At 61.0% G+C, this 22,247-nt stretch carries 18 protein-coding genes; 1 reads left to right on the top strand and 17 read right to left on the bottom strand.

Features of this window, described 5'->3' with window-relative positions; genetic code table 11:
* Positions 1-90: 90 nt before the first annotated feature.
* The 16 genes from QWI18_RS09460 to QWI18_RS09385 all read right to left on the bottom strand — a co-directional run bounded on the left by QWI18_RS09460 (position 91) and on the right by QWI18_RS09385 (position 18,683).
* Positions 91-1,173 carry a polysaccharide biosynthesis/export family protein gene (locus QWI18_RS09460; protein ID WP_065986247.1) on the bottom strand — a complete coding sequence of 361 codons (1,083 nt, stop codon included), beginning with the start codon at positions 1,171-1,173 and terminating at the stop codon, positions 91-93.
* A 168-nt stretch (positions 1,174-1,341) separates the two neighbouring features.
* Positions 1,342-2,754, bottom strand: coding sequence for an undecaprenyl-phosphate glucose phosphotransferase (locus QWI18_RS09455; RefSeq protein ID WP_369318711.1), 1,413 nt, complete (start codon positions 2,752-2,754; stop codon positions 1,342-1,344).
* 13 nt (positions 2,755-2,767) lie between these two features.
* A complete protein-coding gene (locus QWI18_RS09450) occupies positions 2,768-3,991 on the bottom strand; it encodes a glycosyltransferase family 4 protein (protein ID WP_065986249.1) in 1,224 nt (407 codons plus the stop codon).
* A 96-nt stretch (positions 3,992-4,087) separates the two neighbouring features.
* Positions 4,088-5,128: an acyltransferase gene (locus QWI18_RS09445; protein ID WP_065986250.1), complete on the bottom strand. Its 1,041-nt coding sequence runs from the start codon at positions 5,126-5,128 to the stop codon at positions 4,088-4,090.
* A 9-nt stretch (positions 5,129-5,137) separates the two neighbouring features.
* Positions 5,138-6,259, bottom strand: coding sequence for a glycosyltransferase family 4 protein (locus tag QWI18_RS09440; protein ID WP_369318710.1), 1,122 nt, complete (start codon positions 6,257-6,259; stop codon positions 5,138-5,140).
* 102 nt (positions 6,260-6,361) lie between these two features.
* Positions 6,362-7,684: a hypothetical protein gene (locus tag QWI18_RS09435; RefSeq protein WP_065986252.1), complete on the bottom strand. Its 1,323-nt coding sequence runs from the start codon at positions 7,682-7,684 to the stop codon at positions 6,362-6,364.
* Positions 7,685-7,784: 100 nt separating this feature from the next.
* Positions 7,785-9,038: a glycosyltransferase family 4 protein gene (locus tag QWI18_RS09430; protein WP_192134818.1), complete on the bottom strand. Its 1,254-nt coding sequence runs from the start codon at positions 9,036-9,038 to the stop codon at positions 7,785-7,787.
* Positions 9,035-10,036, bottom strand: a complete 1,002-nt coding sequence (locus QWI18_RS09425; protein WP_296306181.1) for a glycosyltransferase — start codon at positions 10,034-10,036, stop codon at positions 9,035-9,037. Before QWI18_RS09425 ends, QWI18_RS09430 begins: the two co-directional genes overlap by 4 nt.
* A 107-nt stretch (positions 10,037-10,143) precedes the next feature.
* Positions 10,144-10,677 carry a transcription/translation regulatory transformer protein RfaH gene (rfaH, locus tag QWI18_RS09420; protein WP_192134822.1) on the bottom strand — a complete coding sequence of 178 codons (534 nt, stop codon included), beginning with the start codon at positions 10,675-10,677 and terminating at the stop codon, positions 10,144-10,146.
* Positions 10,678-10,682: 5 nt separating this feature from the next.
* Entirely contained in the window at positions 10,683-11,483 is an 801-nt protein-coding gene (locus QWI18_RS09415) for a WbqC family protein (protein WP_192134824.1), read from the bottom strand.
* A gap of 27 nt (positions 11,484-11,510) precedes the next feature.
* A complete protein-coding gene (locus QWI18_RS09410) occupies positions 11,511-13,727 on the bottom strand; it encodes a polysaccharide biosynthesis tyrosine autokinase (RefSeq protein ID WP_369318709.1) in 2,217 nt (738 codons plus the stop codon).
* On the bottom strand, positions 13,728-14,180 hold the full coding sequence (locus tag QWI18_RS09405; RefSeq protein WP_065986257.1) for a low molecular weight protein-tyrosine-phosphatase: 453 nt from the start codon (positions 14,178-14,180) through the stop codon (positions 13,728-13,730).
* On the bottom strand, positions 14,170-15,099 hold the full coding sequence (locus QWI18_RS09400; RefSeq protein ID WP_192134826.1) for a glycosyltransferase family A protein: 930 nt from the start codon (positions 15,097-15,099) through the stop codon (positions 14,170-14,172). The genes QWI18_RS09405 and QWI18_RS09400 overlap by 11 nt, the downstream gene beginning before the upstream one ends.
* Before the next feature lie 17 nt (positions 15,100-15,116).
* Entirely contained in the window at positions 15,117-16,631 is a 1,515-nt protein-coding gene (locus QWI18_RS09395) for a lipopolysaccharide biosynthesis protein (RefSeq protein WP_192134828.1), read from the bottom strand.
* 42 nt (positions 16,632-16,673) lie between these two features.
* Positions 16,674-17,795, bottom strand: a complete 1,122-nt coding sequence (locus QWI18_RS09390) for a DegT/DnrJ/EryC1/StrS aminotransferase family protein (protein WP_065986260.1) — start codon at positions 17,793-17,795, stop codon at positions 16,674-16,676.
* 102 nt (positions 17,796-17,897) lie between these two features.
* A complete protein-coding gene (locus QWI18_RS09385) occupies positions 17,898-18,683 on the bottom strand; it encodes a hypothetical protein (RefSeq protein ID WP_192134832.1) in 786 nt (261 codons plus the stop codon).
* Between the two features lie 912 nt (positions 18,684-19,595).
* Between QWI18_RS09385 and QWI18_RS09380 the strand changes: the two genes are divergently transcribed.
* Positions 19,596-21,404, top strand: a complete 1,809-nt coding sequence (locus QWI18_RS09380; RefSeq protein ID WP_369318708.1) for an aminopeptidase P family protein — start codon at positions 19,596-19,598, stop codon at positions 21,402-21,404.
* A 121-nt stretch (positions 21,405-21,525) separates the two neighbouring features.
* Here the strand turns inward: QWI18_RS09380 and QWI18_RS09375 are convergent, their stop codons facing one another.
* Entirely contained in the window at positions 21,526-21,816 is a 291-nt protein-coding gene (locus QWI18_RS09375; protein WP_065986263.1) for a hypothetical protein, read from the bottom strand.
* Positions 21,817-22,247: the final 431 nt, after the last annotated feature.

Below are 22,247 nucleotides of genomic sequence, written 5' to 3'. Positions count from 1 at the left end.
ATCCCCGCAGTCGGACCACTGCGGGGATTTCCCTGTTGCTCTGCTGTCAGCTTGCAGCTTCAAACGTGCCGCTTGAAGCTGCCTGCCCCATCAATTCCTGAACATCGCACCGGTCTGGATGATGTTGTTCGAGCCCAGCAACTGGCTCACGTAACGGCTCCAGCGGGTGATGTTGGCCGGGCCGACAAACACCACGTCCTGGGCGGCCAGCTCGAAGCCTTTCGCCAGCGCGTAACTGGTCGGCTTCTTCGCGGCCAAGTGATAGACCGTCGCGCCGTGGGTGGCGTCTTGTGCACGAATCACATACACCGCATCGCCATCGGCTGCGTCAGGGCTCAGGCCGCCAGAGGTGCCAAGCGCTTCCAGCAAGGTCACGCTGGTGGTGCTGAAGGAGATCACCTGCGGGCGCTGAACTTCGCCCAGCACGTAGATCTTGTTCTTCGAATTGCTGTTGAGGTGCAGGTAGTCGCCGTCTTTCAGGAAGATCTTGCTGATCTGCGAATCCTTGCGGTTCAGCGAGTCCACGTCGATCACGTAATCCTTGCCATCGCGACGCAGGGTCAGGCCGGCAAGGTTGGCGTCGGTCGAATCAAGACCGGCCTGGCTGATGGCCTGAACCAGGCTCAGCGGAATGTTGGTAATCGGTTGCGGGCCAGCCGATTTGAAGGCACCCGAGAGCAGGACGCGCTGACTGTTGTAACGCAGCACTTTGACGTCGACTTTCACTTCGGTGTACTGCGGCGCCAGCCCCATGCGCAGTTGATCGCGGATCTGCGAAACGGTCTTGCCGGCGGCCTGGATACGGCCCACGTACGGGAAGAACACGGTGCCGTCGTTCAGCACTTCGCGGCTGTTGGCGTCCAGTTGTTCCTGGGAGCCGGGCGCGGTCAGTTCAGGGTGTTCGAACACCGTCACCAGCAAGGCGTCGCCCGGGCCGACGACGTATTCAGGCGTCTTGTAGTTCAGCAGTTCCGGGGGCAGCGGTTTGGCCGCTGCGTCCGCCGTTTTCTGCTGCTGCGCAAGGGTGGCAGGGGTGATGTTGATCAGCGTGACCTGGGGACCGTCGGGGTCTTTCTCGGTGACATCGCTGTAAGACATGTACTGACCGGGGGCGAATGCGCAGCCTTGCAACACCAGACTGGAAAGCAGCACGACCGCTAACGTTACTTTCATATGAATGTTCCTTCTCATCCTACTAATAGGTGCGTACTGGCACCGCAGTGATTTCTTTGCATCCCTTACTTACACCGAACATCGGATCACATTCGCTCATGCACCCGTGCACCTCCCGCCAAGCTTACTAGCCCTTGGCCATGTTTGTGGTTATTGGCAGATTTTCTTTTAGAAGGCGTTCTTGTTGACGAAGCCTTTGAAGAGCGTCAGCAGGATGATTTTCAGGTCCAGCCAGACCGACCAGTGCTCGATGTACTGCAGGTCGAATTCAACGCGTTTCTGCATCTTGTCCAGCGTGTCGGTTTCGCCGCGCCAGCCGTTGATCTGTGCCCAGCCGGTGATGCCCGGCTTGACCTTGTGCCGCAGCATGTAACCCGACACCTGTTTGCGGTACTGCTCGTTGTGCGCCACGGCGTGGGGGCGCGGGCCGACGATGGACATCTCGCCGCGCAGCACATTGAAGAACTGCGGCAGCTCGTCCAGCGAAGTGCGCCGCAGGAACGCGCCCAGCGGCGTGATGCGACTGTCGTTGCGCGTGGCCTGGGTCACCACCGAGCCGTTTTCCTGCACGCTCATGCTGCGGAATTTCCAGACCATGATCGGCCGACCGTCCAGCCCGTAACGGCGTTGACGGAACAGCACCGGGCCGGGGGAGGTGAGCTTGATCGCCAGGGCAATCAGCATCAGCGGCAGGGCGATCATGGTCAGGATGATGCTCGACAGCACGATGTCTTCCAGCCGCTTGACCACGCTCCAGGCGCCGTCCATGGGCGAGTCGAAAATGCTGATGCTGGGCAGGCCGTTGATGCTCTCGCTGCGGGCGTGCAGCAACTCGAACATGAAAACGTCCGGGATCACGTAGACCGACGCGGTGGTGTCGCTCAAGCCTTTGATCAGTGCCTGCAAACGTTCCTGTGCACCGAGTTCGAGGGTGATGTAGACCTTGTCGATTTTGCCGTCGCGGGCGTCCTGGATCAGTTGATCCAGATCGCCCAGCACCGGAATGCGCCGGCCAATGCGCGCCAGGTCGATCTGCTGCGGCGCCTGGTCATAAAAGCCCAGCAAGTTCAGGCCCATCCAGGGCGCGCGCTCGATGGACATCGCCAGGCGCTCGCCGCAATGGCCGGTGCCGACGATCGCCACGCGCCGGGTATTGAAACCCTGGGCGCGCAAACTGTGCAGCACGCTGCGAATCGCCAGGCGATAGCCACACAGCGTTACCAGCACGGCGGCAAACCAGGCCATCTGGCTGTTGTCGGCCAGATGGTCGGGCTGTAACAGCAGGTAGTCGACGAACAGCAGCAGCACGAAGGCCAGGCCCCAGTAATTGGCGACCTTCAGCAGCTCGCGCACGATGCGCTCGCCCCGCCACGAGCCGTACAGCTGGTGGTATTCAGCCAGCCAGTGAAAAGCCACCGCCGCCAGCAGAATCTGCATCCAGGCTTCGGCGCTCATCGGCGTGCCGGCGAGCAGGTTGATGCCATAACCGCCGACCGCGATGACCGCCAGATCGAGCAGCCGGTGAGCGACGGACAGCGACGATGAATGGGCATGCAGGATGCCCCGTAATGGAGTGCGCATATTCTGTGCTCGCTCAGACGGATTTGATCGGAACAACGCGGGCGGAGAGGTCGCTGCTGACCAGCGTCGGCGCGCTCAGGATCGGCCGGGTGTGTGCTGGCTGGCGGCTCTGACGGGCAGCGGTCAGGCGGGCCTCGACGAACTGGCGCATTTCCTGCTCGAAGCGGGCTTCGCTGAAGCGCTCGGCGTTGCTCCGGCAGGCTTGCGCGGTGATGCGTGAACCGTTGATCTCGAACGTCTCGATGGCGGCCATCAGCGACGCCACGCTCTGCTCCGGGTAGAGCACGCCGGTGGGCTGCGGGTGATCCAGGCCGCAGACCGTTTCCACCACGCCCCCCTTGGCGAACGCGATGACCGGCGTGCCGCAGGCCTGGGCTTCCACCGGGCTGATGCCGAAATCCTCTTCGGCGGCAAACACGAACGCCTTGGCGTTGCTCATGTGTTCCTGCAACACCGCGAACGGCTGATAACCCAGCAGCGTAACGTTCGGCGCGTTGGCCGCAGCGGCCTTGGCCTTGTCCATTTCCGGACCGTCGCCGATCACCACCAGCCGCTTGTTCGGCATGGCCGCGAAGGCTTCGATGATCATCGGCATGCGCTTGTACGGGACCATGCGCGAGGCGGTGAAGTAGTAATCCTGCTTCTGTTCCTGCAGCGCGAATCCGCGGGTGTCCACGGGCGGGTAGATCACCGTGGATTCGCGACGGTAGGCCTTGGTGATGCGCGCGCCAATGAAGTGCGAGTTGGCGATGAAGTCATCGACGCCGGCGGCGGTGCGCTGATCCCACATGCGCATGTAATGCAGGATCATCCGCGCCACTTTGCCTTTCAGGCCGGTGCTCAGGTTCGCCTCTTTTAGGTACTGATGCTGCAGGTCCCAGGCGTAGCGGATCGGCGAGTGCACGTAGCTGACGTGCAACTGGTCCGGGCCGCACAACACGCCTTTGGCCACGGCGTGGCTGCTGCTGATGATCAGGTCGTAACCGGACAGGTCCAGTTGCTCGATGGCCATCGGCATCAGCGGCAGGTAGCGCTGGTATTTGGTCTTGGCCTTGGGCAGGCGCTGGATGAACGTGGTTGTCGCGACCTTGCCGCCCAATTGGGCGCGGTCCTGGTCGCTGAGGAAATCGATGACGGAGAACAGGTCCGCCTCGGGCCAGATGTTGATCAGCGATGCCAAAACCCTTTCGGCACCGGCGTACGTCACCAACCAGTCGTGGACGATTGCAATTTTCATTGGAATTCTCTGCATTAACGGCCGAAGGACGCCCGGCACGTCGAGCGAAGCTCGCGAGGGCGGTCCCACAACCTTTCCATGTTCGCAGGCGCTAAATCAGACGCTCACAGGCTGCGTCTTGGCGTTGCGGTTATTGAGGCGTTTTCCGAGCTGGATGAAAGGGTGTTCGATGTAGCGAAAGCACAGATGGGCGGCGCCCAGGGTCAGCACCGTCGCGACCAGCGCCACCAGCAGGCCCGGTGCGTCGGCCCCGCGCAGCAGAAACTCGCTGAGCATGCCCATCGACGGGTGCAGCAGGTACAGCGAATAACTCACTGCGCCCAGCCAGACCAGCGCCGGGTGGTTCAGACGCACACTGCGGGTCAGCAGCACGAAGCTGACGATGGCCACGGCGTAGGTGAAGCAGTAACGGCCCCAGGTTTCGCCGGTGCCCATGTCCTTGCTGTAGGCCATGATCAGCGTCGGCGGCAGCAGCACGGCGAAGGCCACGAACAGCATGTTCAGGTTTCGCGTCAGCGCCGCGCTGTGTTCGGCCAGCAACCACTGGCGCCACACCGAGCCGAAGAACATCAGCGACAACGCCAGGGGCAGCGCCACCGGCAGTTTGTGTTCGGTCAGTGCGCGGGCAATGCCCATTGCCAGCGCGGCGAGCAGAAACACCAGCGAACAGCGCGCCCGGAATGCCAGGTCGTACAGCTTGCCGGCGATGAACAACGCCAGGCACAGGCCGTAGAACACCAGTTCGATGAACAGCGTCCAGTACAGGCCGACCACGTCGTCAAAACCCAGTGCCGCTTGCACCATGGTCAGGTTGGCGACGATCTGCGGCCAGGACGGCAGCGGCGCGCCGGTCAACTGAAGCATCAGCACAAACAACACCAGCGACAGCCAGTAGGCCGGGTACAAACGCATGAAGCGTGAGATCAGAAAGCGTCGGGCGCCGTCGGGCACCGGCTTGAGGCTGTAGGGAATCACTACGCCGCTGATCATGAAAAACCACAGCACCCCCAATTTGCCGGGGTCGATCAGGTAATCCAGCGCCCAGACGTGACCGATCACCGGTGCGTACAAATGGGTGAAGACCACCATCAAGGCAGCGATGCCGCGCAACGCGTCGAGGTAGGCAAGGCGTTTCATGGCAGTGCCTCAGAGCTTGCTGGAAGATTCACGACCCAGGGCATCGCTGCCCTGGCTACTGCGCCGGTCTCTGGCCGGACTCAGCAGTGCGTCGATGCGTTGGGAAACCTGGCGCGCCGATTCTTCCCAGGAGAACCGCGCCACGTTGTTCAGTCCGCGTCGGCGCAGCGACAGCCGCAACGGCATGTCAGTCAGAACGCGCTCCATGGCGGCAGCCATGTGCTCAATGTCCAGCGGGTCGAAATACAGCGCGCTGGCCTGCAGCACTTCAGGAATCGACGCCGCGTTCGCCGCCAGCACCGGGCAACCGCACGCCTGGGCTTCCAGGGGCGGAATGCCAAAGCCTTCATACAGCGACGGAAACACAAAGGCCGTTGCGCCCTGGTACTGGCTGATCAGTTCGTCGTCGCTCAGGCGCCCCAGAAAGCGGATGCGTGGGTCACGGCTGGCCAGGCGTTGCAGGTTTTCGTCGCTGAAGATTCCGCTGGCGCCACCGACGATGCGCAATTGCAGATCATCGTGACCGCGCAGCAGGAGGAACGCCTGAATCATCCGGCTGAAATTCTTGTGCGCGCTGGGCGAAGACACCGCCAGCAGGTAGTCCTGTTGCTCTTTAAGGGGCGGGCCCGGTTGAAACGCACCGCTGACGGCGTTGGGCACCACGAAGATTTTCTTCTCCGGGAATCTGTAGAACTGCGAGATTTCGCCCTTGGAGAAGGCGCTCACCGTCAGCAGCGATTTGATCCGGGACAGCATGATCGGCGTCATGGTCCGGTACAGCATTCGGAACGTGCGGGTGTAGCTTTCCGGGTGACGCACATAGGTGACGTCGTGGTGGGTCGCGATCTGGTTGCGGTAAAACAGCGGCGCGGTGCTGCACAGGGAAATCAGCAGCGGGTTGCCCTGACGGCGCAGGTACAGCGGCAGGTCCAGTTGTTCCCACAGGTGGCCGCGGTGGCTGCCGATGCATTGCACGTCGAGGGCCTTGGCGCTCTCGTGCATCTGAATGCCGTGGGGCGCAACGAACACCACGTCGTCGCGCAGCTGCTTGAGGGCCAGGCAGATCTGTTCGGCGAAGCGTTGAACGCCACGCAATTCCTGGGTCAGGAAACGTGCATTGATCACAATCATTGTGGTCGACCTGTAGAAGAGATAAAGGGGTCGTGCGCAGAGCCGTCAGCGCCCTGGATGAAGGGGCGCCCAAAAGAAGGGCCGAAATAAAAAAGGCAGAAATCAGGGCAAGGCAAACAGTGCCGGGCGTGTGCCCAGGCTTATTATTTTCGGGAAGTCATCAATCGGCACTTGCGCCGAGCAACGCCCGTCGTTGCAGTTCCACGGGATACCGCTGTCGACCAGCCCGCGTTGCGGCTGGCGGGTGTCGATGTATTGCACGTTGCCGCGCAACACGCTGCTGGCGTCCACCTTGATCGATCGCGGCAGCCCGGCGGTCCAGGCGACCATGATCTGTTCCGAACCCCGGGCGAACCGCAGCAGGTATTGCGAGTCGATTTCCCGACTCTTTTCAGCGTCGTAGCGGAATTGATGCAGCGTCGGGCTGATGGCCTTCAGCGTCAGGTACGCCTGCTTGACGCTCAGGTCCTGATTCAGCAGACCGAAGTTCTGCTCCGGGTCAGTGCCGTCGGGGCCGTCGTTGAGCAGGCCGTTCCACCACATGCCCTTGATGTTGGGCATCGTCTGCGCCAGGAAGAAACTGCGCGCCAGAAACGCCGCCTGAATCTTCTCGTCACCGCCGCAGCGGCCGTCGTTACTGGGCCAGCCTATTTCAGTGAGGTACAGCGGCACCGGCTCTTTATTGCGGTTCTTTTCCGTCAGGTCCTCGCTGATCCGCCGCAGCCAGGCAATCCAGTTTTCCGGGGTGTTGCGCTCATCCGAACGGCAATACACATAGGGATGAAGCGACAGCCCGTCGACATGGTTGAGCACCCCCGATTCCACCAGCCGATCGGCAAACCCCAGGTCCATGCCCTGGCTCGTCACCGCGCCGGCCAGGATCACCATCGGCCGCTGATTGGCGCGAATGCGCTTGGCGGTCTGTTCGATGAGGAGGCTGTAGTCTTCGGCGAACCCAGGATCGACCGGGTTTTCCTTGTCCCACTCATTCCAGATCTCGTAGAAGTCCACGCTGTCGGTGAGCTGGCGGGTGACGAAGCTGGCGTAGTTGCCGTAGGCATCGCGCATCGAGGGTTTACGCGGTTTGGCGTAGTTCTCGTAAAACGGGTTGCCGTAGCCCAGCACCAACAGCGGTCGCAGGCGGTTTTCCTGGGCGGTGCTCAGGAATGACTGCCACGAAGGCTCAATCTTCAATAACCCTCGTCGGGGCTCGGCGCTGGACCAATAGGCATCGTCGCGCACCGAGTCGACTCCCGCCGCTTTGAGCAGCTGCAGCGCGCGGCCGGAGGTGCCGGGTTTGTTCATCAAGTGCGTGTCGACGCCGATGATGAACGCTTCGTCAGCCCGCGTGGCGCAACTGATCAACAAGCCCAGCAACAGGACGGCCGAGGGTCGTCGTAACCGGGTCAGGTATGGGATGAGCATGGCTTGTCTCAGTGAAGAGGCACGGTCCGGAGCACTTGCTCAGGTAGGTCTCGGGCCGTCGGCGTTAGTGTCGGCATCACGTGCAGGCATGCCGCCGTGTTCAGACCGGGTGGGGCAGCGTGTCCCGGTTGGGCTGGGCAATGTCGTCCAGCAGCGTCTGGGCAAAAATGCTTTGGTAACTGTCGAGCATCAACTCAAGGTTCAGTAATGACGCCACGCTGACCCGCGCTTGACCGCTCAGGCGCGCCAGCAATTCCGGGTTCTGGTGCAAACGCAACATCGCCTGGCCCAGTGAGTCGGGGTCCTGCGGGTCGCACAGCAAACCGTTGAGCGGGTCCTGAATGATCTCCGGCAAACCGCCCATGCGGCTGGCAATCACCGGCACCGAGTGGGCGCAGGCCTCGACGGCGACCATGCCGAACGGCTCGTTCCACAGCGACGGCACCACGGCGACGTCGATCTGGCGGTAGAACGCTTCAGGCGTCTGGTAACCGACGAAGCTGATCTTCGAGGAATTCGCCAGCGCCTTGAAGGTGGCTTCGTCATCCGTCTGGCCACGCCCGGCGATCTGCAGCGTGGCGTCGAAGGGCAATCGCTGAAACTGCTCAATCAGCCAGGCCACGCCTTTCTGATGGGACAGCGTGCCCATGTAGCCGAAGCGCAACGGCGCTTTTTTCGTCGCCAGGTCCGCTTGCCGCCGCTGATGGGGCGAGGCGGTCGGCGGCGTGAACGGGCTGGCGTTGTGCACCACGTACGGGCTGGCGGCGCTGAAATAACCGCGCTGCTGCAGCTTTTCCAGAATGAAGCGGCTGACACCGACCACCGCCGCGACCTGGGCCGAGCGCGCGTCGTGGCCCTTGCGGAAAGTCTGGCAGCTGCCACATTGCTCCTGGCAGCACTGGCCGCGTTTGAACATGTTGCTGCTCGGGCACATCAGGTACATGTCATGCAGCACCTGCACGATCGGCAGTTTTGCTGCAGTGATCTCGTCCCAGACCGACACCGACCAGCCGGCCAGGTTGTGGCAGACCACCAGTTGCGGCTGCTCGTTGCCGATGACGTGTTTCACGTATCGGCGCATTGCGCCGTTGTAGCGATCCCGCAAATGCCAGCCCAGGCGCGCCAGACGGCCAGGCCGTTGTGCGCCGAAATGCCAGTAGAAATTACGCAGGCCGGCCCGGTAGACCTTGACGCCGTTCACCGCTTCAACGCTCAAGCCCGCGTCGGGGCCGGTCACCAGCACGCTGACTTCACAGCCGCGCTGCTGCAGGCCTTCGACGGTACGCTGAAGAATGATTTCCGCGCCGCCTCCAATGTGAGGGGCATACAGGCTGCTGATGAACAGTATTTTCATAATGGATACGACTGATTCAGACCCAGTACCCCGGACTCACCGTCGCGGATGGCTTGTTCGATCAGGCCGAGGCGCTCCTCGGCACCGCGCCGCTTGGCGATCAGCCGCAGCAGGCGGAAGAACACCCAGCGGTTGAGGCCGTACAGCAGCGACGAATTGGCCCAGATGTTTTTGTCGAACCAGGCCTGGTTGCGTGCGCCGTAGTAGGCGCGCAAGTCCGAGCCCCCCAGCAGGAAGCTCTCGTAAATGTTGTTGGTGCGCGCCTTGATGTTCCACGAGCTTTCCAGGTCGTCGAGCAAGGCGTCCGGCACCAGAAAGATCCGGCCGCCACCGGCGGTGATGCGAAAGGTGTATTCGCTGTCGTCGGCGTACAGCATCAACGCGTCCAGCGGCAGGCCGATGCGGCGATACAGATTGCGGTGGGCAAGCAGGCCGCCGTACGTGGCGAACGGCAACTGCACCATGGGCAGTTTGCGGTGCGGGCTTTGCGGCGCGCCCCACGGCAGTCGGCGCCAGATCTTGTAAGGCAGCTGCGCGATGTGAAAACCGAAGAAGCTCGAGCGCCGCTGAATGGCGAAGCGGTTCGGCACGCCGGCGGCGATGTCCGCCTGATGGGTTGGACGAAAGCCCAGCACGGCGGCCTTGTCTTCGCCGTCGATGCGTTTACGTTCTTCGAGCACCTGATGCAGTGTGGCGATGGCGTTGATGGTCGGCGCGTTGTCATCGTCCATCAGCCAGATGTGCTCGGCACCGGCGTCCAGCGCGGCCTGGATTCCCACCGAATAGCCCCGCGCCGAACCGGTGTTCTCGTGCATGTAGATCACGCTGACCTGATTCGGCCAGGTGCGCCGCAGGGTGTCCAGCGGCGCGGTGGACGCGTTGCTGACGATGATCACGCGATCGATCAGCGGACTTTCCAGGGAGCGGCTGACCAGCGTGTGCAGGTAGTTGAAACGATCACCATAGGTGAGCGTCACCAGTGTGGTTTTCTGGGTCATGGCGAGTTCCGGGCGAAGGGGGGTCAAGAGGCTGAAAGCATCAGCCCCGTGGGAATCAGGATGTGTGGATCAGAGGTGCAAGAAGTTGAAGGGCAGTAAGGCTCGGTTCAAGCCTGGACTTGCATCCGCGACAGGCTGCTGACCGGCAGGCTGACCTTTTGCTCGCGTTGCAGCAGGTTAAGGAGAATCACCGCGCGTTCATCACCGTCGGCGGCGAGGAAGATCGCCTCGACGTCGTTGAAGCCCTCGGCGGTGATCCGCACCGTTTCACCTTCTTGAAAGGCGACCCTGGCCGGCGGCGCCAACGGCGCCAACAGACGCTGGCGGATTTGCTCGATCAACGCATCCTGCACCGGAACCGGCATGCCGCCGAAGGTGACGATGCGCGCCACGCCGCGGGTCGAGCGGATCGGGTACCAGTTGTCGCTGGCTTGATCCATGTGAATGAACAGGTAGCCGGGGAAGAGCTCTTCTTCGGCCGGCGCCCGTGAGCCGCGTTTTTTCTCGCCGTGCTTGACCGGGCGGTAGCACTCGAACTGCTGACGTTGCAGGTGCTCTGCCGCGCGTGCTTCCTGGCGGGGCTTGGTCTGGATGAGGTACCACCGCGCGGAGCCACAGGCGCTGTTGACGACTTCAGACATACATTTCACTCCACTGCGATCCGGTGCGACCCGGTCAGGACAACGTCAGGTTTTTGTGCCAGCCCGCGCATTATGCCCGGCCCGGCGCAGGATGGATGCTTGTCCAGCCCGTATTCGGTCAACATCTGCTGCACCTGCTCGACGCAGTTGAACATCAGCACATCAATGATCGACAGGTTGGCGACAAAAGGTTGCCGAAACTGCCGATACACCACCGGGTTCATCCGGAAGAACCGCACCAGCAAACCGTTGCGGGCGAAGTGATCACGGTCGTAGAGCACCGATCCGCCTTCCGGGGTGATGAACGTGGTGGCTTCAAACGTGTGAGCGATGCGGATGATGCGCTCCTGCTTGTCCGCAGCGCTACCCAGTATAAGGTCCGAGCTGCGCAGGATCGGCGTCACGATGTGTAGATAAGCACAGATTTCACGGATGGCGTGTTCGGCATACAGCGCGATGTTCTGCTGCGGAAAACGGATCAACCGCTCCAGCAGCGGCATGACCTGCGCGAAACAGGGCGCCTCGCGATAGCTCTCGGCGAGCAGATCAATCAGCCGCAGCGCTTCATCGCTGAAGTGGTTGCAGAGTTGACGTTGATTGATCTGCAGCTCAAAGCGGTCTTTCTGCAACGGGAAGCTGATCAGCTTCGCTTCGCCGTTGTGCAGGATGCGGTTGCGATTGACCCAGCCGGACCGCACATACTGCAGATCGTCTCCCAGGACGAAGACGTCTGCGGCGGCAATGAGCTGAAAGTAACCCAGGTAGGGGAACAGATACGGCTGCATCACTGCAAGGGTCCTGGCCATGTGTGTCTCCTTGGCGTGCGTATCGATTTACTTGCGGACCGTGGTGTAGTCGTAACCGTACGCGGCGCAGTCGTAGTCGGCGGTCGACGCCTTGCGCAGGACACCGTTGAAGATCGCCCCCTTGATCAGAATGCCGTTGTGCATCAGGCGGCGTTTGCACGCTTCGATTTCCTTGGCGGTGCTCAGGCCGAAGCGGGTCACCAGCAGGCAGGTGCCAGACTGGCGGCCGACCAGCGTGGCATCGGTCACGGCCAGAATCGGCGGGGTGTCGATGATCACCAGGTCGTACAGCGGCGACAGCTCGCTGATCATTTTGTTGAAGTTGTCGTGCATCAACAGCTCGGACGGGTTCGGCGCCGCGTAACCGCAGGAGATGAAGTCCAGGTTGCGCACTTCCGTGTGGTTGATGACTTCCTTGCTGCCCAGACGCGCGGCGAGGGTGTCCGACAAACCATGCTTGGGCGTCAGGTTGAACATCTTGTGCAGGTAGCCTTTGCGCATGTCGGCGTCGATCAGCAACACGCGTTTGCCGGTCTGCGCAATGATCACCGCCAGGTTGCTGGAGACGAACGACTTGCCCACGCCCGGCGTCGGGCTGGAAATCATCAGCACGTTGTTGCGGGCTTCAAGCATGGCGAAGTGCAGGCTGGTGCGCAGGCTGCGCAATGCTTCGATCGCCAGTTCCGTCGGCGCGCTGACGCTCAGCAGGCGCGGCTCCTTGCTCGCCGAACGGCTCTGGGCGGCCTTCTCCATGCGTTCCTGCAGTCGCGAATACGGCAGCGATGCGTACACCGGCATGCCGAGGTTTTCGATGACTTCCGGGTTGTCCACACCGCGATAGAACGCCTGGCGCACAAACACGGTGGCAACGGCCAGCAGCAGACCGATCAGGGCGGCGACCAGCACGATGATTTTGCGCATCGGCTTGACCGGCTCTTCGACGTTGGCGTCGGCGTTGTCGATGATGCGGACGTTGCCGATGCTGCCCGCGCGCAGAATGTCCTGCTCCTGGCTCTTGTCCAGCAACAGGGTGTAGGTCTGCGAGGTGACCTGCATGTCCCGGTTCAGCCGCAGCAACTCTTGTTGCGTGGCCGGCAGGGCTTCGATCTTCTTCAGCAGCGCGGCTTTCTGCGATTCAACCTGGCCGATCTGCGTCATCAGGGCGCGGTAGGTCGGATGCTCCGGCGTGTACAGACGCTCGACGTCGACGCGCTTCATTTTCAGGTCTGACAGGGTGCCTTCCAGCTTGACCACCTGATCCAGAACGGACTTGGTTTCAACGCTCAGGTCAACCGACTTGGCGCCCATCTGGAAGTTGTTCAGCGCGATTTCCGACTGCTCCAGCTGCTTGCGCACGGCAGGCAGTTGCGAACGCAGGAACTCCAGACGCTGGGCGGCTTCGGCCGAACTGCGCTCGACGTTCTGACGCACATACAGGCGGCTGACTTCGTTGAGGATGCGTTTGGCCAGTGCCGGGTCGGGGTCTTGGATCGACAGATAGACGATCCCGGAGTCCTTGCCCGCTTCCATGATTTTCAGACGGTCCTGATAATCCAGCGCGGTGGTCAGGGTGCGTTGACGCGCCACGGTGAACTCGGTACCCGGACGGGCATTGAGCGCCGCCACCTGGATTTTGATGCCGCTGCCTTCCACGGTCTGGCCGACCGGGCCGCTGAGCAGCTTGTTGCGGTCTTCGTCATAGAGGGTAAAGGTGCCAGGCTTGCCCGCCACCATGGTCATCTTTTCACCCAGCAGCGTGTCCGGCACGTCCAGCTGGAACACGTCGATTTTCTCGCCACCCCAGGCGTAGCTATTCAAGCCGAACATCGGATCGGCCACTGCGCCTTCACGCTCCGGCTTGAACCGACGCGCCATGTAGCTGCCCAGCCCCGGGATGTACTTGGGCTTCTGCACGATGTACAGCTTGAGGTCATCGACGACCTTGCCCAGCACTGCGCGGGATTTGATCAGCTCGATTTCGGTGGTCGCCTGGGACACCGACAGCGGCTTGCTGGAAATTTCGGTGCGGCCTTCGATGCCGACTTTGCGCGGCTCGATCTGAATCATCGCGTTGGCCTGGAAGATCGGCGTGGCCAGAATGGCGTAGGTGGCGCCGAGCAGGACGCAGATGCCGACAATCGACGCAATCAATCCTTTGTGATCGAAAAGTGTGCGCAAGATAGTCGCCAAATCGATCCGGGAGTCCTGGACCTCGTCCAGAGAAGTACGGTTCATAGCGGTCATTTATCTTGGATCTCCTGACTGAAGATAAGGAAGCCAGTCGTCGACACAACGCGAAAGCTGCTCGTAGGTCTGTTCAAAGGCTAGTTTCGGGCGCCGGTAGGGGTCGGCGATTTCCAGCGCTTGTTGCCATTTGCCAATCAGAAACGTCTTGCCGCGTACCTCGGGGGCCAGCTTGAGGACGCTCTGGGTCTGACGATGCTCCATGACCAGGATCAGCTCAGCTTCGTGGAGCATCTGCCGATCGATCTGACGGCTTCGATGTTTGTGGGCGGGGACACCGTTGACGTGCAGCACGGCCTGAGCCAGCGGGTCGATGGTGGAACTGAGCATGGCGTGGGTGCCGGCCGACGAGATCTGGACGCGCGCGTTCGGCACCCGTTGTCGGAACATGGCTTCGGCCATGGGGCTGCGACAGATATTGCCGACGCAGACCACCAGGACGTTACTGAACATGACCTTTGCTGAGGGTCGTCATCAGTCTCTTGCTGATGTTTGCGGTGAAGTTCTGCCCAACGGCCAGGAGTGTCTGCATCTTGCGTTTGGGGGTAATCGCCGACAGCGAGTACTCGACCAGCTCCATCAGGAAATGCTCATACAGCTCTTGATGACCGAGCCGGTTGTAGTAGTTGGCCAGGGCGCCCGAGGTCTGCAGCGCCATGTGCAGCTTGCGTTTGTTGGAGCGCATGGAAAACACGCCGCCCGGGTGCAATCGGTACATGGCCGGCTTGACCTCGCCCATGAATTTGCCCTTGCCGTAGGCGCCGAGCAGCGACCACCAGACCAGATCATTGAGCGGCGCGGCGCGCAGCTCGGGGGGCAACGACTCGAACACGTTGCGGAACACCGTGGTCAGCGTCGACACCGGCCGCGCCTTCTGCAGCTCCAGCGCCGTGGCGTCCCCGCGCAGCTTGCCTTGCAGCTGGATCGGGTACTGGCCGCTGATGTCGAAGGGGATCGCGTCGTGGTAGGTCAGCACGTAATCCGGATTGTTCTCGAGAAAATCCACCTGGATCTGCAGCTTGCGCGGGTCCGTCCAGTAGTCGTCGCCTTCGCAGTAGGCGATGTAGCGGCCCCGTGCTTCGCCGAACAGACGCGGCACCGGCGGGTTGTTCTGCGAGTACTGATTTGTCTCGTGGTAGAAGGGGCGTATCAGCGTCGGGAAGCGTTTGACGTAATCGGCAATGATGCGGGCGGTGCCGTCCGTGGAGGCATCGTCGTTCACCAGGATTTCGAATGCGAACGTGGTTTGCTGCATCAGGAAGCCTTCCAGCGTCTGCGCGACATAGGCCTCCTGGTTGTAGGCTGGGCAGACGATGCTGACCAGGGGCGCGGCGCACGGCGAGGCGCTCGTCTTATTGCTAGTAGCATCCATGGCTTGAGTACTCGGAGTTAAACACTGGGTTTGCTGAACAAAACGGAAATCTTCATCACCAGCGGCTTGTAGCTGGCGGCCACCATCAGCAGCGTGAGCAGGCCGCAGACGGCCAGACCCAGGAAGATGCTGATGCGGTTCTCATTGGCGATCAGGCGCAGCAGCGGCTCGGTGATCGCAAGGCCCACGCCGGTCATCACGCTGATGCGGATGATGTCGCGCAGCCATTGGCTGTGAATCCCCGGGGCCAGACGCTGGTGCACGATCACAGGCCAGATGGCGAAGGACACGACGCGCAATACGAACCAGGCGATCGCCGCGCCGTAAGCGCCGTAGCCGCGAATCGCCAGAAACATCACCGGCACCGTGATCAGCGCTGAAACAACGCTGTACCAGACGTGCAGGTGCATGCGCCCATAGGCGTATTGCAGGTAAAACTGGAACGCGCTGACCGCCATGATGGCGCTGCCCAGCGAGTACCACGGCAGAATCGTCCGGCTCCAGTCGGCGGCAGGCCGGTCGCCCGACCAGGCAAACACCATCTCGTCGGCGTGCAGCGCGATCAGTGCCGCGAGGGGAAACAGGAACGTGCACACAAACCGGTTGGCCGCGAGATACAGCTGGTGCATGTCGTCCCGGCGCCCTTCAGCCATCAACACGGTGAGGCGCGGCAGCAGCGTCTGCGCCAGCGGGTTGGAGAGCATCATGATCCCGGTGGTGATCAACGCCACCAGCGAGAAGTAGCCGTATTCATTGAGCGGCAGCAGCTCGGAGAGCAACACTTTGTCGATCTGGGTGAGCACGATCCACAGCACCGCAGTGCCGGACATGCTGGCCGCGAACGGGATGATCGGCTTGACCAGCTCCCAGTCGAAACCGGTCAGCGCCGACGGCGTCGGCATCTGCTGATAGGCACGGCCCGCGAAGATCAACGCTTCGATCAAGCCCACCAGCGCCTGGAATTCGAAGAAGTGCACCGGGTCGTTGGAAATCGTGCTCACCAGCAGCAGGCCGCCGAAGTAGCGCAGCGTGGCGATCATCACGTTAGCGATGTTCAGCCATGCATGCTGTTCAAGGCCTTGAATCCCGCTTTTGTACAGCGTTGAAAACAAGCGCAGGGCGATGACGATGCCCATCAGCCCGATGCACTGCACCAGCGTCTCAGTCGTCAGTTCCTGGGCATTGAGCCAGTGCACCGCGATCCATCCGCTGCCGGCATACATCGCCACGCAGCAGAGGCCCGCCAGTGGCAGGAAGATGATCTCGAACGAACGCAGCAGGCGCCCGGTGTAGCGATCCAGTCCATCGCTGCCCTGACGATGGGCCACCGCCCTGACCAGACTCGGCGACATCCCTGCGTCCAGCAATTGCAGCCAGGCCTGCAGCACCGAGAAGAATCCGATCAGCCCGTATGCCTCGGCGCCCATGTGGCCGAGGTAGAACGGCATGATCAGGATCCCCACGAGCAGCGTGTAGGCCTGGCCTGCATAGCTCAACGCAGTGTTGCGTATGACTGAGCGCTTGGTTGACATCGAAAGTCCTTCCGGCGTAAAGGGATGAATGGCGCGGCGGGGTTACATGACCTTCGCGAGGGACGGCACACGGTACGGCGAGTGGGCGGCGCTGGTTTCGGCGATCACCGTGTTGATCACGCGATCCTGATCGTCGTGCAGCAGGCCCGGGTAAATCGGCAGGCACAGCACGCGCTCGCTCAAGGAACGCGAAGCGGTTTGTGCCGCTTGCGGCTGCAGGTACTCGAGGGTGTCCAGGGACGGGTAGAAGTAACGGCGCGGGTTGATCCCGTTGGTGTTCAGCGCCGAACGCAAACGCAGCAGTTGTTGTTCGTCGCGCAGGGCGATCGGGTAATAGCTGTGGTTGAGTTCGCTGTTGCTTTCCGGCCGCTGCAGGTCGACATAATCCCCCAGGCGGGTGGTGTAGCGGTCAGCGATTTCAGCGCGTTCCTGAAGAATGTTCTCGATGTCGTCGAGAATGCACAGGCCCATCGCGGCGGAGAATTCGTTGAGCTTGGCGTTGATGCCGATCCCGTCGATCTTGTCGACGTCGGCGATGCCGAAGTTGCACAGCAGGTGAGCACGGCGCGCGGTTTCGTCATCGTTGGTGATGATCGCGCCGCCTTCGATGGTGTGAAACAACTTGGTGGCGTGAAAGCTCAGCGTGCTGATGTCACCCCAATTGAGCACCGACTGGCCGGCGTGACGTACGGCAAAGGCGTGGGCGCCGTCGTACACGACTTTCAGATTGCGCCTACGGGCGATCTCTTCGATGCGCTCAACCGCGCACGGGTTGCCGAACACATGGGTGCCGACAATGGCAGTGGTGTCGGAGACGATGCGGCTTTCGATGTGCTCAGGCGAAATGTTCCAGGTCTGGGCGTCGATGTCGGCGAAGATCGGGCGAATGCCTTCCCACTGCAACGAACTGCTGGTGGCCACGAAGCTGAACGGCGTGGTCACGGCGCTGCCGCTCAGGCCCAGCGCGCGGTAGGCGACTTGCAGGGCCAGGGTGCCGTTGTTGGTGAGGATGACGTGTTTGACGCCCAGATAATCTTTCAGGCGTTGTTCGAGCTCGCACACCAGCGGCCCGTGGTTGGTCAGCCAGCCGCGTGCATAAATGCCCTCGACGTATCCTTTGAACTTGTCGATATCGCCCAGGTAGGTCTTGGTGACGTTGATCATCGAATTCTCCATTTCAGATGCACAGCTTTTAAAAGGCTTTCCGGACCGTGATGCGGTGGCGCCGGTGTGGCGCCGGGCCATCAACGCCAGGTTCGAGCGAAATCAGCTGGGGGTGGAGGCCGGCGGCGGGTTGCCTGCCTTGGTGCTCATCCGCCGGGCGCGGCCCTGATTGATTTTCAGGATCAATCGGGTGGCCAGGCTGCCTGCATGGGGATCGCCGAAGTGGAAGAGCGCGGTGGCGCGCTTCACGTCTGGCCGGCAGGCCTGGTTGGCGTGCAGGCTCCGATAACCCCAGAAGAAATAAACGCTGCCCGGCTCCAGGCGCAGGACGTACGGCTTGAGCCAGTTGCGCTGCATGCCTTTGATGATCCAGCTGCGGGAGATCTTGTTCTGCAGCAGGGCTTTCTCGATCACGTTGAACACCACCCATGAGCGCACCCGGCGGATGTTCGGAAACAGCATCAGATCGCCGCGTCCTTCTCCTTCACTGGGAATGAACACCGGGATCAGTGCAGTCACCAGGCTGGCGTCGTAATGAAAGCTGTTGGACTCGCGCTTGCCCTGGTTGCCCTGCACGCAGCGCAGCACCGGAAAGATGCGGTCACTGGCGGCGTCGCGGCGGGCCGCATGGTGATAGAGGCGACCCAGCAGTGTCTTGAAGCGCGGGTCGGACCAGTAGCTCGCCAGCAGGCTTTCGCTCAGGGCCGCCTCACCGTGGTAGGCAAAGTATTCGCCCTGGTGTTTCTGCGCCTGTTCGTCAGTCCAGGCCCGCAACTGCTGCAGGTCCGTGTCAGGCACGGCCGCGTTCAGTTTTGCAAAGCCGTTGGTATCGATTTCGTCAGCCAGTCGCTGAACCAACTGCTCATCCATGTCGAAAGATAAAGGCATTGCATCAGGCCCTCGTAGGGAGTGAGGAGTGCAGGGGAGGGGAGAGAATTACGCTTCAGGCACGCTACCGCCCGAATCTGCAGATCCTGCCGTTGTATTCATTAATATGTGCATTCAAACGGTTGCTTCATACATCACTGGCTGACTAAACCGTTGGGCAAAGCTACCGCCCCACCGAGCATATTCAGTAATTCGGAAAAGCTTTCTTTAAACCAAAAACTGCCCACCGGCGCTGATTTCACACCGTTGGAATCGTTAATTTCATGGGCAGCCGCAGGGTAATTAAGTCGGAATGCTCTCGGCGCACGGCTCTAAGGTCGCGCTGCAAAAACGGGAAAACATTGGACATGCGTATATATCGACGGAGGCGGACTTTCTGTCAAATTATTTCGCCATCATTCTGTTAATTTTTTGATCAGCGGGCGATCAGTCTCTCTAAGTAATTGATTTTAATAACAGTCAATAAAACATCACTGCCCTGTCCTGGTGCGCGACGCTTTTTAGGCGCTCGCTAAGACCGGCGCTTTGACAACCAGAAATGACAGGGAAGACGTATTTCCAACGTCAGAACTTGGGCGTGGACCGGGGGCAACGGTTTTATGGCGCTCGATTTTTGAATGGCGCATTCAGTGGTCATTATGCGTCGAGTTAACTAACCACCTGAGTTTGAATTGCCCCATCAACTGATCACGGCGGTGTTGCAGTTTTATACAAAGAACAGTGTTGGGTTATATATAAATCAATGTGGCTGAGTGGGTGACAGGCCCGAGGATTACGCAGGTGCTCGATGCCGTTGTCCGAGCGCTCAATTCCCATGCGTTGGGTGGATGCGGCGCTGCGGTTGCTCAGCCTTGATCGCTGCTCCATTATCCGGGTCTGCGATGCAAACAATTCGGGTCACCAGGAGATTCAATGAATACGCAGTCGAAAACCACTGGAGTGGCGATGCAACGCCTTGCGCAAGCGCGCGCCCTGATGAGCCGTGAAGGCATCGACGCCTGGCTGGTGCCGTCGGCCGACCCTCATCTCTCTGAATATCTGCCGGGTTACTGGCAAGGGCGGCAGTGGCTGTCCGGCTTCCACGGCTCCGTCGGCACTTTGATCATCACCCAGGACTTCGCCGGTGTCTGGGCTGACAGTCGTTATTGGGAGCAGGCGAGCAAGGAGCTGGCAGGCAGCGGCATCGAGCTCGTCAAACTGCAGCCGGGTCAGACCGGCCCACTTGACTGGCTCGCCGAGCAAGCCAGGACGGATTCCGTCGTCGCAGTGGATGGCGCGGTATTGGCCGTGGCGTCGTCGCGTACGCTGGCTGCGAATCTGTACGAGAAAGGCGCACGGCTGCGCACGGACCTCGACCCCTTGACTGAACTGTGGGACGACCGGCCTGCGTTGCCGGCTCAGGCTGTTTATGAGCACTCAACGCCCCACGCTGGCGAAACCCGTGCCGACAAACTCACTCGACTGCGCGCAGTGATGGCCGAGCGTGGCACGGACTGGCATTTCATCGCCACGCTGGACGACATCGCCTGGCTGTTTAACCTGCGCGGGGCCGATGTCTCCTACAACCCGGTGTTCATTTCTTTCGCCCTGATCGGCCCGAACAGTGTCAACCTGTTTGTCGCGTCAGAGAAAGTCGACGCCGCGCTACGCAGTACCCTCGAACAGGAGGGCATCACCCTGCATGAATACACGCGTATCGGCAGCGCGCTGCGCAACGTGCCTAAAGATGCGAAGCTGCTGGTCGATCCGGCACGCGTCACCTGTGGCCTGCTTGATTATCTCGACAGCGAAGTGACGCTGGTCGAAGGCCTCAACCCGAGCACGCTGTTCAAATCGCAGAAAAGCGCCGCCGACACCCGGCATATCCGCCAGGCGATGGAGCAGGATGGGGCAGCGCTGTGCGAGTTCTTCGCCTGGCTGGATTCAGCGCTGGGCAAAGAGCCCGTCAGCGAACTGACTATTGACGAGAAACTCAGCGCGGCGCGGGCCCGTCGCCCGGGCTATGTGTCCCAGAGCTTCGCCACCATCGCCGGCTTTAACGGCAACGGGGCCATGCCTCATTACCGCGCCACCGAAGAAGAGCACGCGCAAATCGAAGGTGACGGCTTGCTGCTGATCGATTCCGGCGGCCAATACCTGGGCGGCACGACCGACATCACCCGCATGGTGCCCGTGGGCACGCCGACGGCTGAGCAGAAGCGTGACTGCACGCGTGTCCTGAAGGGCGTCATCGCGCTGTCCCGAGCGCACTTCCCCCGTGGCATTCTTTCACCATTGCTTGACTCGATTGCTCGCGCGCCGATCTGGGCCGAAGGCGTCAACTATGGCCACGGCACCGGTCACGGCGTCGGCTATTTCCTTAACGTGCACGAAGGCCCGCAGGTCATTGCCTATCAGGCTGCTGCCACGCCGCAGACCGCAATGCAGCCGGGGATGATTACGTCGATCGAGCCAGGTACGTATCGGCCGGGACAGTGGGGGGTCCGTATTGAAAATCTGGTGATTAACCAAGAGGCGGGCAAGACCGAGTTCGGCGAGTTTCTCAAGTTCGAGACCCTCACGCTGTGCCCGATAGACACGCGCTGCCTTGAAATCGGTTTGCTCACGCATGAGGAGCGTGAATGGCTTAATGAATACCACGCTCAGGTCAGACAGCGCCTCACTCCATTAGTGGAGGGCGCCGCGTTGGCCTGGCTGAACGGTCGTACTCAAGCGGTCTGATGCCGCTGCCACCGCTGCGTAGGCGGTGGCATCACTTACGGGCCTGCGCCTGGCGTTCTCTATCTATATAGACGCCTTTCAAACGCCGCGGGTCGTCAGATGCTGGTATGCCGGTGGCCGACTAGGGATTCGTCGGTTTTTTGCACACGATGATCATGCTGCGACTGGTGTACCCCGCAGGATTGAGACCGAGCGGGTAGCCTCCAGTGTCTTCGGCGCCGTCACCGGATTTGGCGATCACCCGGTACTGCTTGGACACGCAGGAGTTGGTCGCCATGTCATAGCACTGCTCCCATGAGGACGAAAGCCCCGAGCAGTTGATATGAATCCCGCGTTTGCCCATGACCGGTTTAGACGTCGCTGCGCAACCAGCGACAGCCAATGCTGCCAGTGCCATCAAAAAGTACTTCATTCATATCCTTACCTGACCGGCACATTGCGGTCAGTGACTATCCGGAATTCGCATGCCGCCGCCGACCTTCACGTCCATGTGGGGCAGGGGCACCATGTTGAGGCGCACGGGCTAAACATCGCTCAATAGTGAGACAAATGCCAGTGACATCGTGTATCGCGTCGATGGCAGTGCTGTAGCTCGCGATTCGGAGCCGCATGCGCAGCGGGTCACGAGGCTCGCGCTCCCTATAAGACCCCACGGCTAACGGTCTGTTAAGCAGCAAAGGCGCCAAATATCAGTGATTGCGATATAAGTTCAAATAAGTGCTTGACGCCCCTCTGGATCTGTCTATAATTCGCCCACTTCCGGCGCAGACGAAACGGAAAACTCCTTGATAATCAAAGAGTTGGACGAAGTAAGCAGCGAGGAATGCTTCGGTTCAGATGCTT

The organism is Pseudomonas sp. W2Oct36, from assembly GCF_041060465.1.
In the GTDB taxonomy this organism is placed as follows: Bacteria; Pseudomonadota; Gammaproteobacteria; order Pseudomonadales; family Pseudomonadaceae; genus Aquipseudomonas; species Aquipseudomonas graminis_B.
This window is presented reverse-complemented; position numbering and strand designations above follow the sequence as displayed.

What these genes read in the sequence shown, in the direction of transcription:
- QWI18_RS09385 (WP_192134832.1), bottom strand. Translation starts at nt 18,683, where the DNA reads ATGCCTTTATCTTTCGACATGGATGAGCAGTTGGTTCAGCGACTGGCT.
- QWI18_RS09395 (WP_192134828.1), bottom strand. Translation starts at nt 16,631, where the DNA reads ATGTCAACCAAGCGCTCAGTCATACGCAACACTGCGTTGAGCTATGCA.
- QWI18_RS09380 (WP_369318708.1), top strand. Translation starts at nt 19,596, where the DNA reads ATGAATACGCAGTCGAAAACCACTGGAGTGGCGATGCAACGCCTTGCG.
- rfaH (WP_192134822.1), bottom strand. Translation starts at nt 10,677, where the DNA reads ATGTCTGAAGTCGTCAACAGCGCCTGTGGCTCCGCGCGGTGGTACCTC.
- QWI18_RS09460 (WP_065986247.1), bottom strand. Translation starts at nt 1,173, where the DNA reads ATGAAAGTAACGTTAGCGGTCGTGCTGCTTTCCAGTCTGGTGTTGCAA.
- QWI18_RS09390 (WP_065986260.1), bottom strand. Translation starts at nt 17,795, where the DNA reads ATGATCAACGTCACCAAGACCTACCTGGGCGATATCGACAAGTTCAAA.
- QWI18_RS09455 (WP_369318711.1), bottom strand. Translation starts at nt 2,754, where the DNA reads ATGCGCACTCCATTACGGGGCATCCTGCATGCCCATTCATCGTCGCTG.
- QWI18_RS09425 (WP_296306181.1), bottom strand. Translation starts at nt 10,036, where the DNA reads ATGACCCAGAAAACCACACTGGTGACGCTCACCTATGGTGATCGTTTC.
- QWI18_RS09435 (WP_065986252.1), bottom strand. Translation starts at nt 7,684, where the DNA reads ATGCTCATCCCATACCTGACCCGGTTACGACGACCCTCGGCCGTCCTG.
- QWI18_RS09450 (WP_065986249.1), bottom strand. Translation starts at nt 3,991, where the DNA reads ATGAAAATTGCAATCGTCCACGACTGGTTGGTGACGTACGCCGGTGCC.
- QWI18_RS09400 (WP_192134826.1), bottom strand. Translation starts at nt 15,099, where the DNA reads ATGGATGCTACTAGCAATAAGACGAGCGCCTCGCCGTGCGCCGCGCCC.
- QWI18_RS09405 (WP_065986257.1), bottom strand. Translation starts at nt 14,180, where the DNA reads ATGTTCAGTAACGTCCTGGTGGTCTGCGTCGGCAATATCTGTCGCAGC.
- QWI18_RS09415 (WP_192134824.1), bottom strand. Translation starts at nt 11,483, where the DNA reads ATGGCCAGGACCCTTGCAGTGATGCAGCCGTATCTGTTCCCCTACCTG.
- QWI18_RS09375 (WP_065986263.1), bottom strand. Translation starts at nt 21,816, where the DNA reads ATGAAGTACTTTTTGATGGCACTGGCAGCATTGGCTGTCGCTGGTTGC.
- QWI18_RS09445 (WP_065986250.1), bottom strand. Translation starts at nt 5,128, where the DNA reads ATGAAACGCCTTGCCTACCTCGACGCGTTGCGCGGCATCGCTGCCTTG.
- QWI18_RS09410 (WP_369318709.1), bottom strand. Translation starts at nt 13,727, where the DNA reads ATGACCGCTATGAACCGTACTTCTCTGGACGAGGTCCAGGACTCCCGG.
- QWI18_RS09430 (WP_192134818.1), bottom strand. Translation starts at nt 9,038, where the DNA reads ATGAAAATACTGTTCATCAGCAGCCTGTATGCCCCTCACATTGGAGGC.
- QWI18_RS09440 (WP_369318710.1), bottom strand. Translation starts at nt 6,259, where the DNA reads ATGATTGTGATCAATGCACGTTTCCTGACCCAGGAATTGCGTGGCGTT.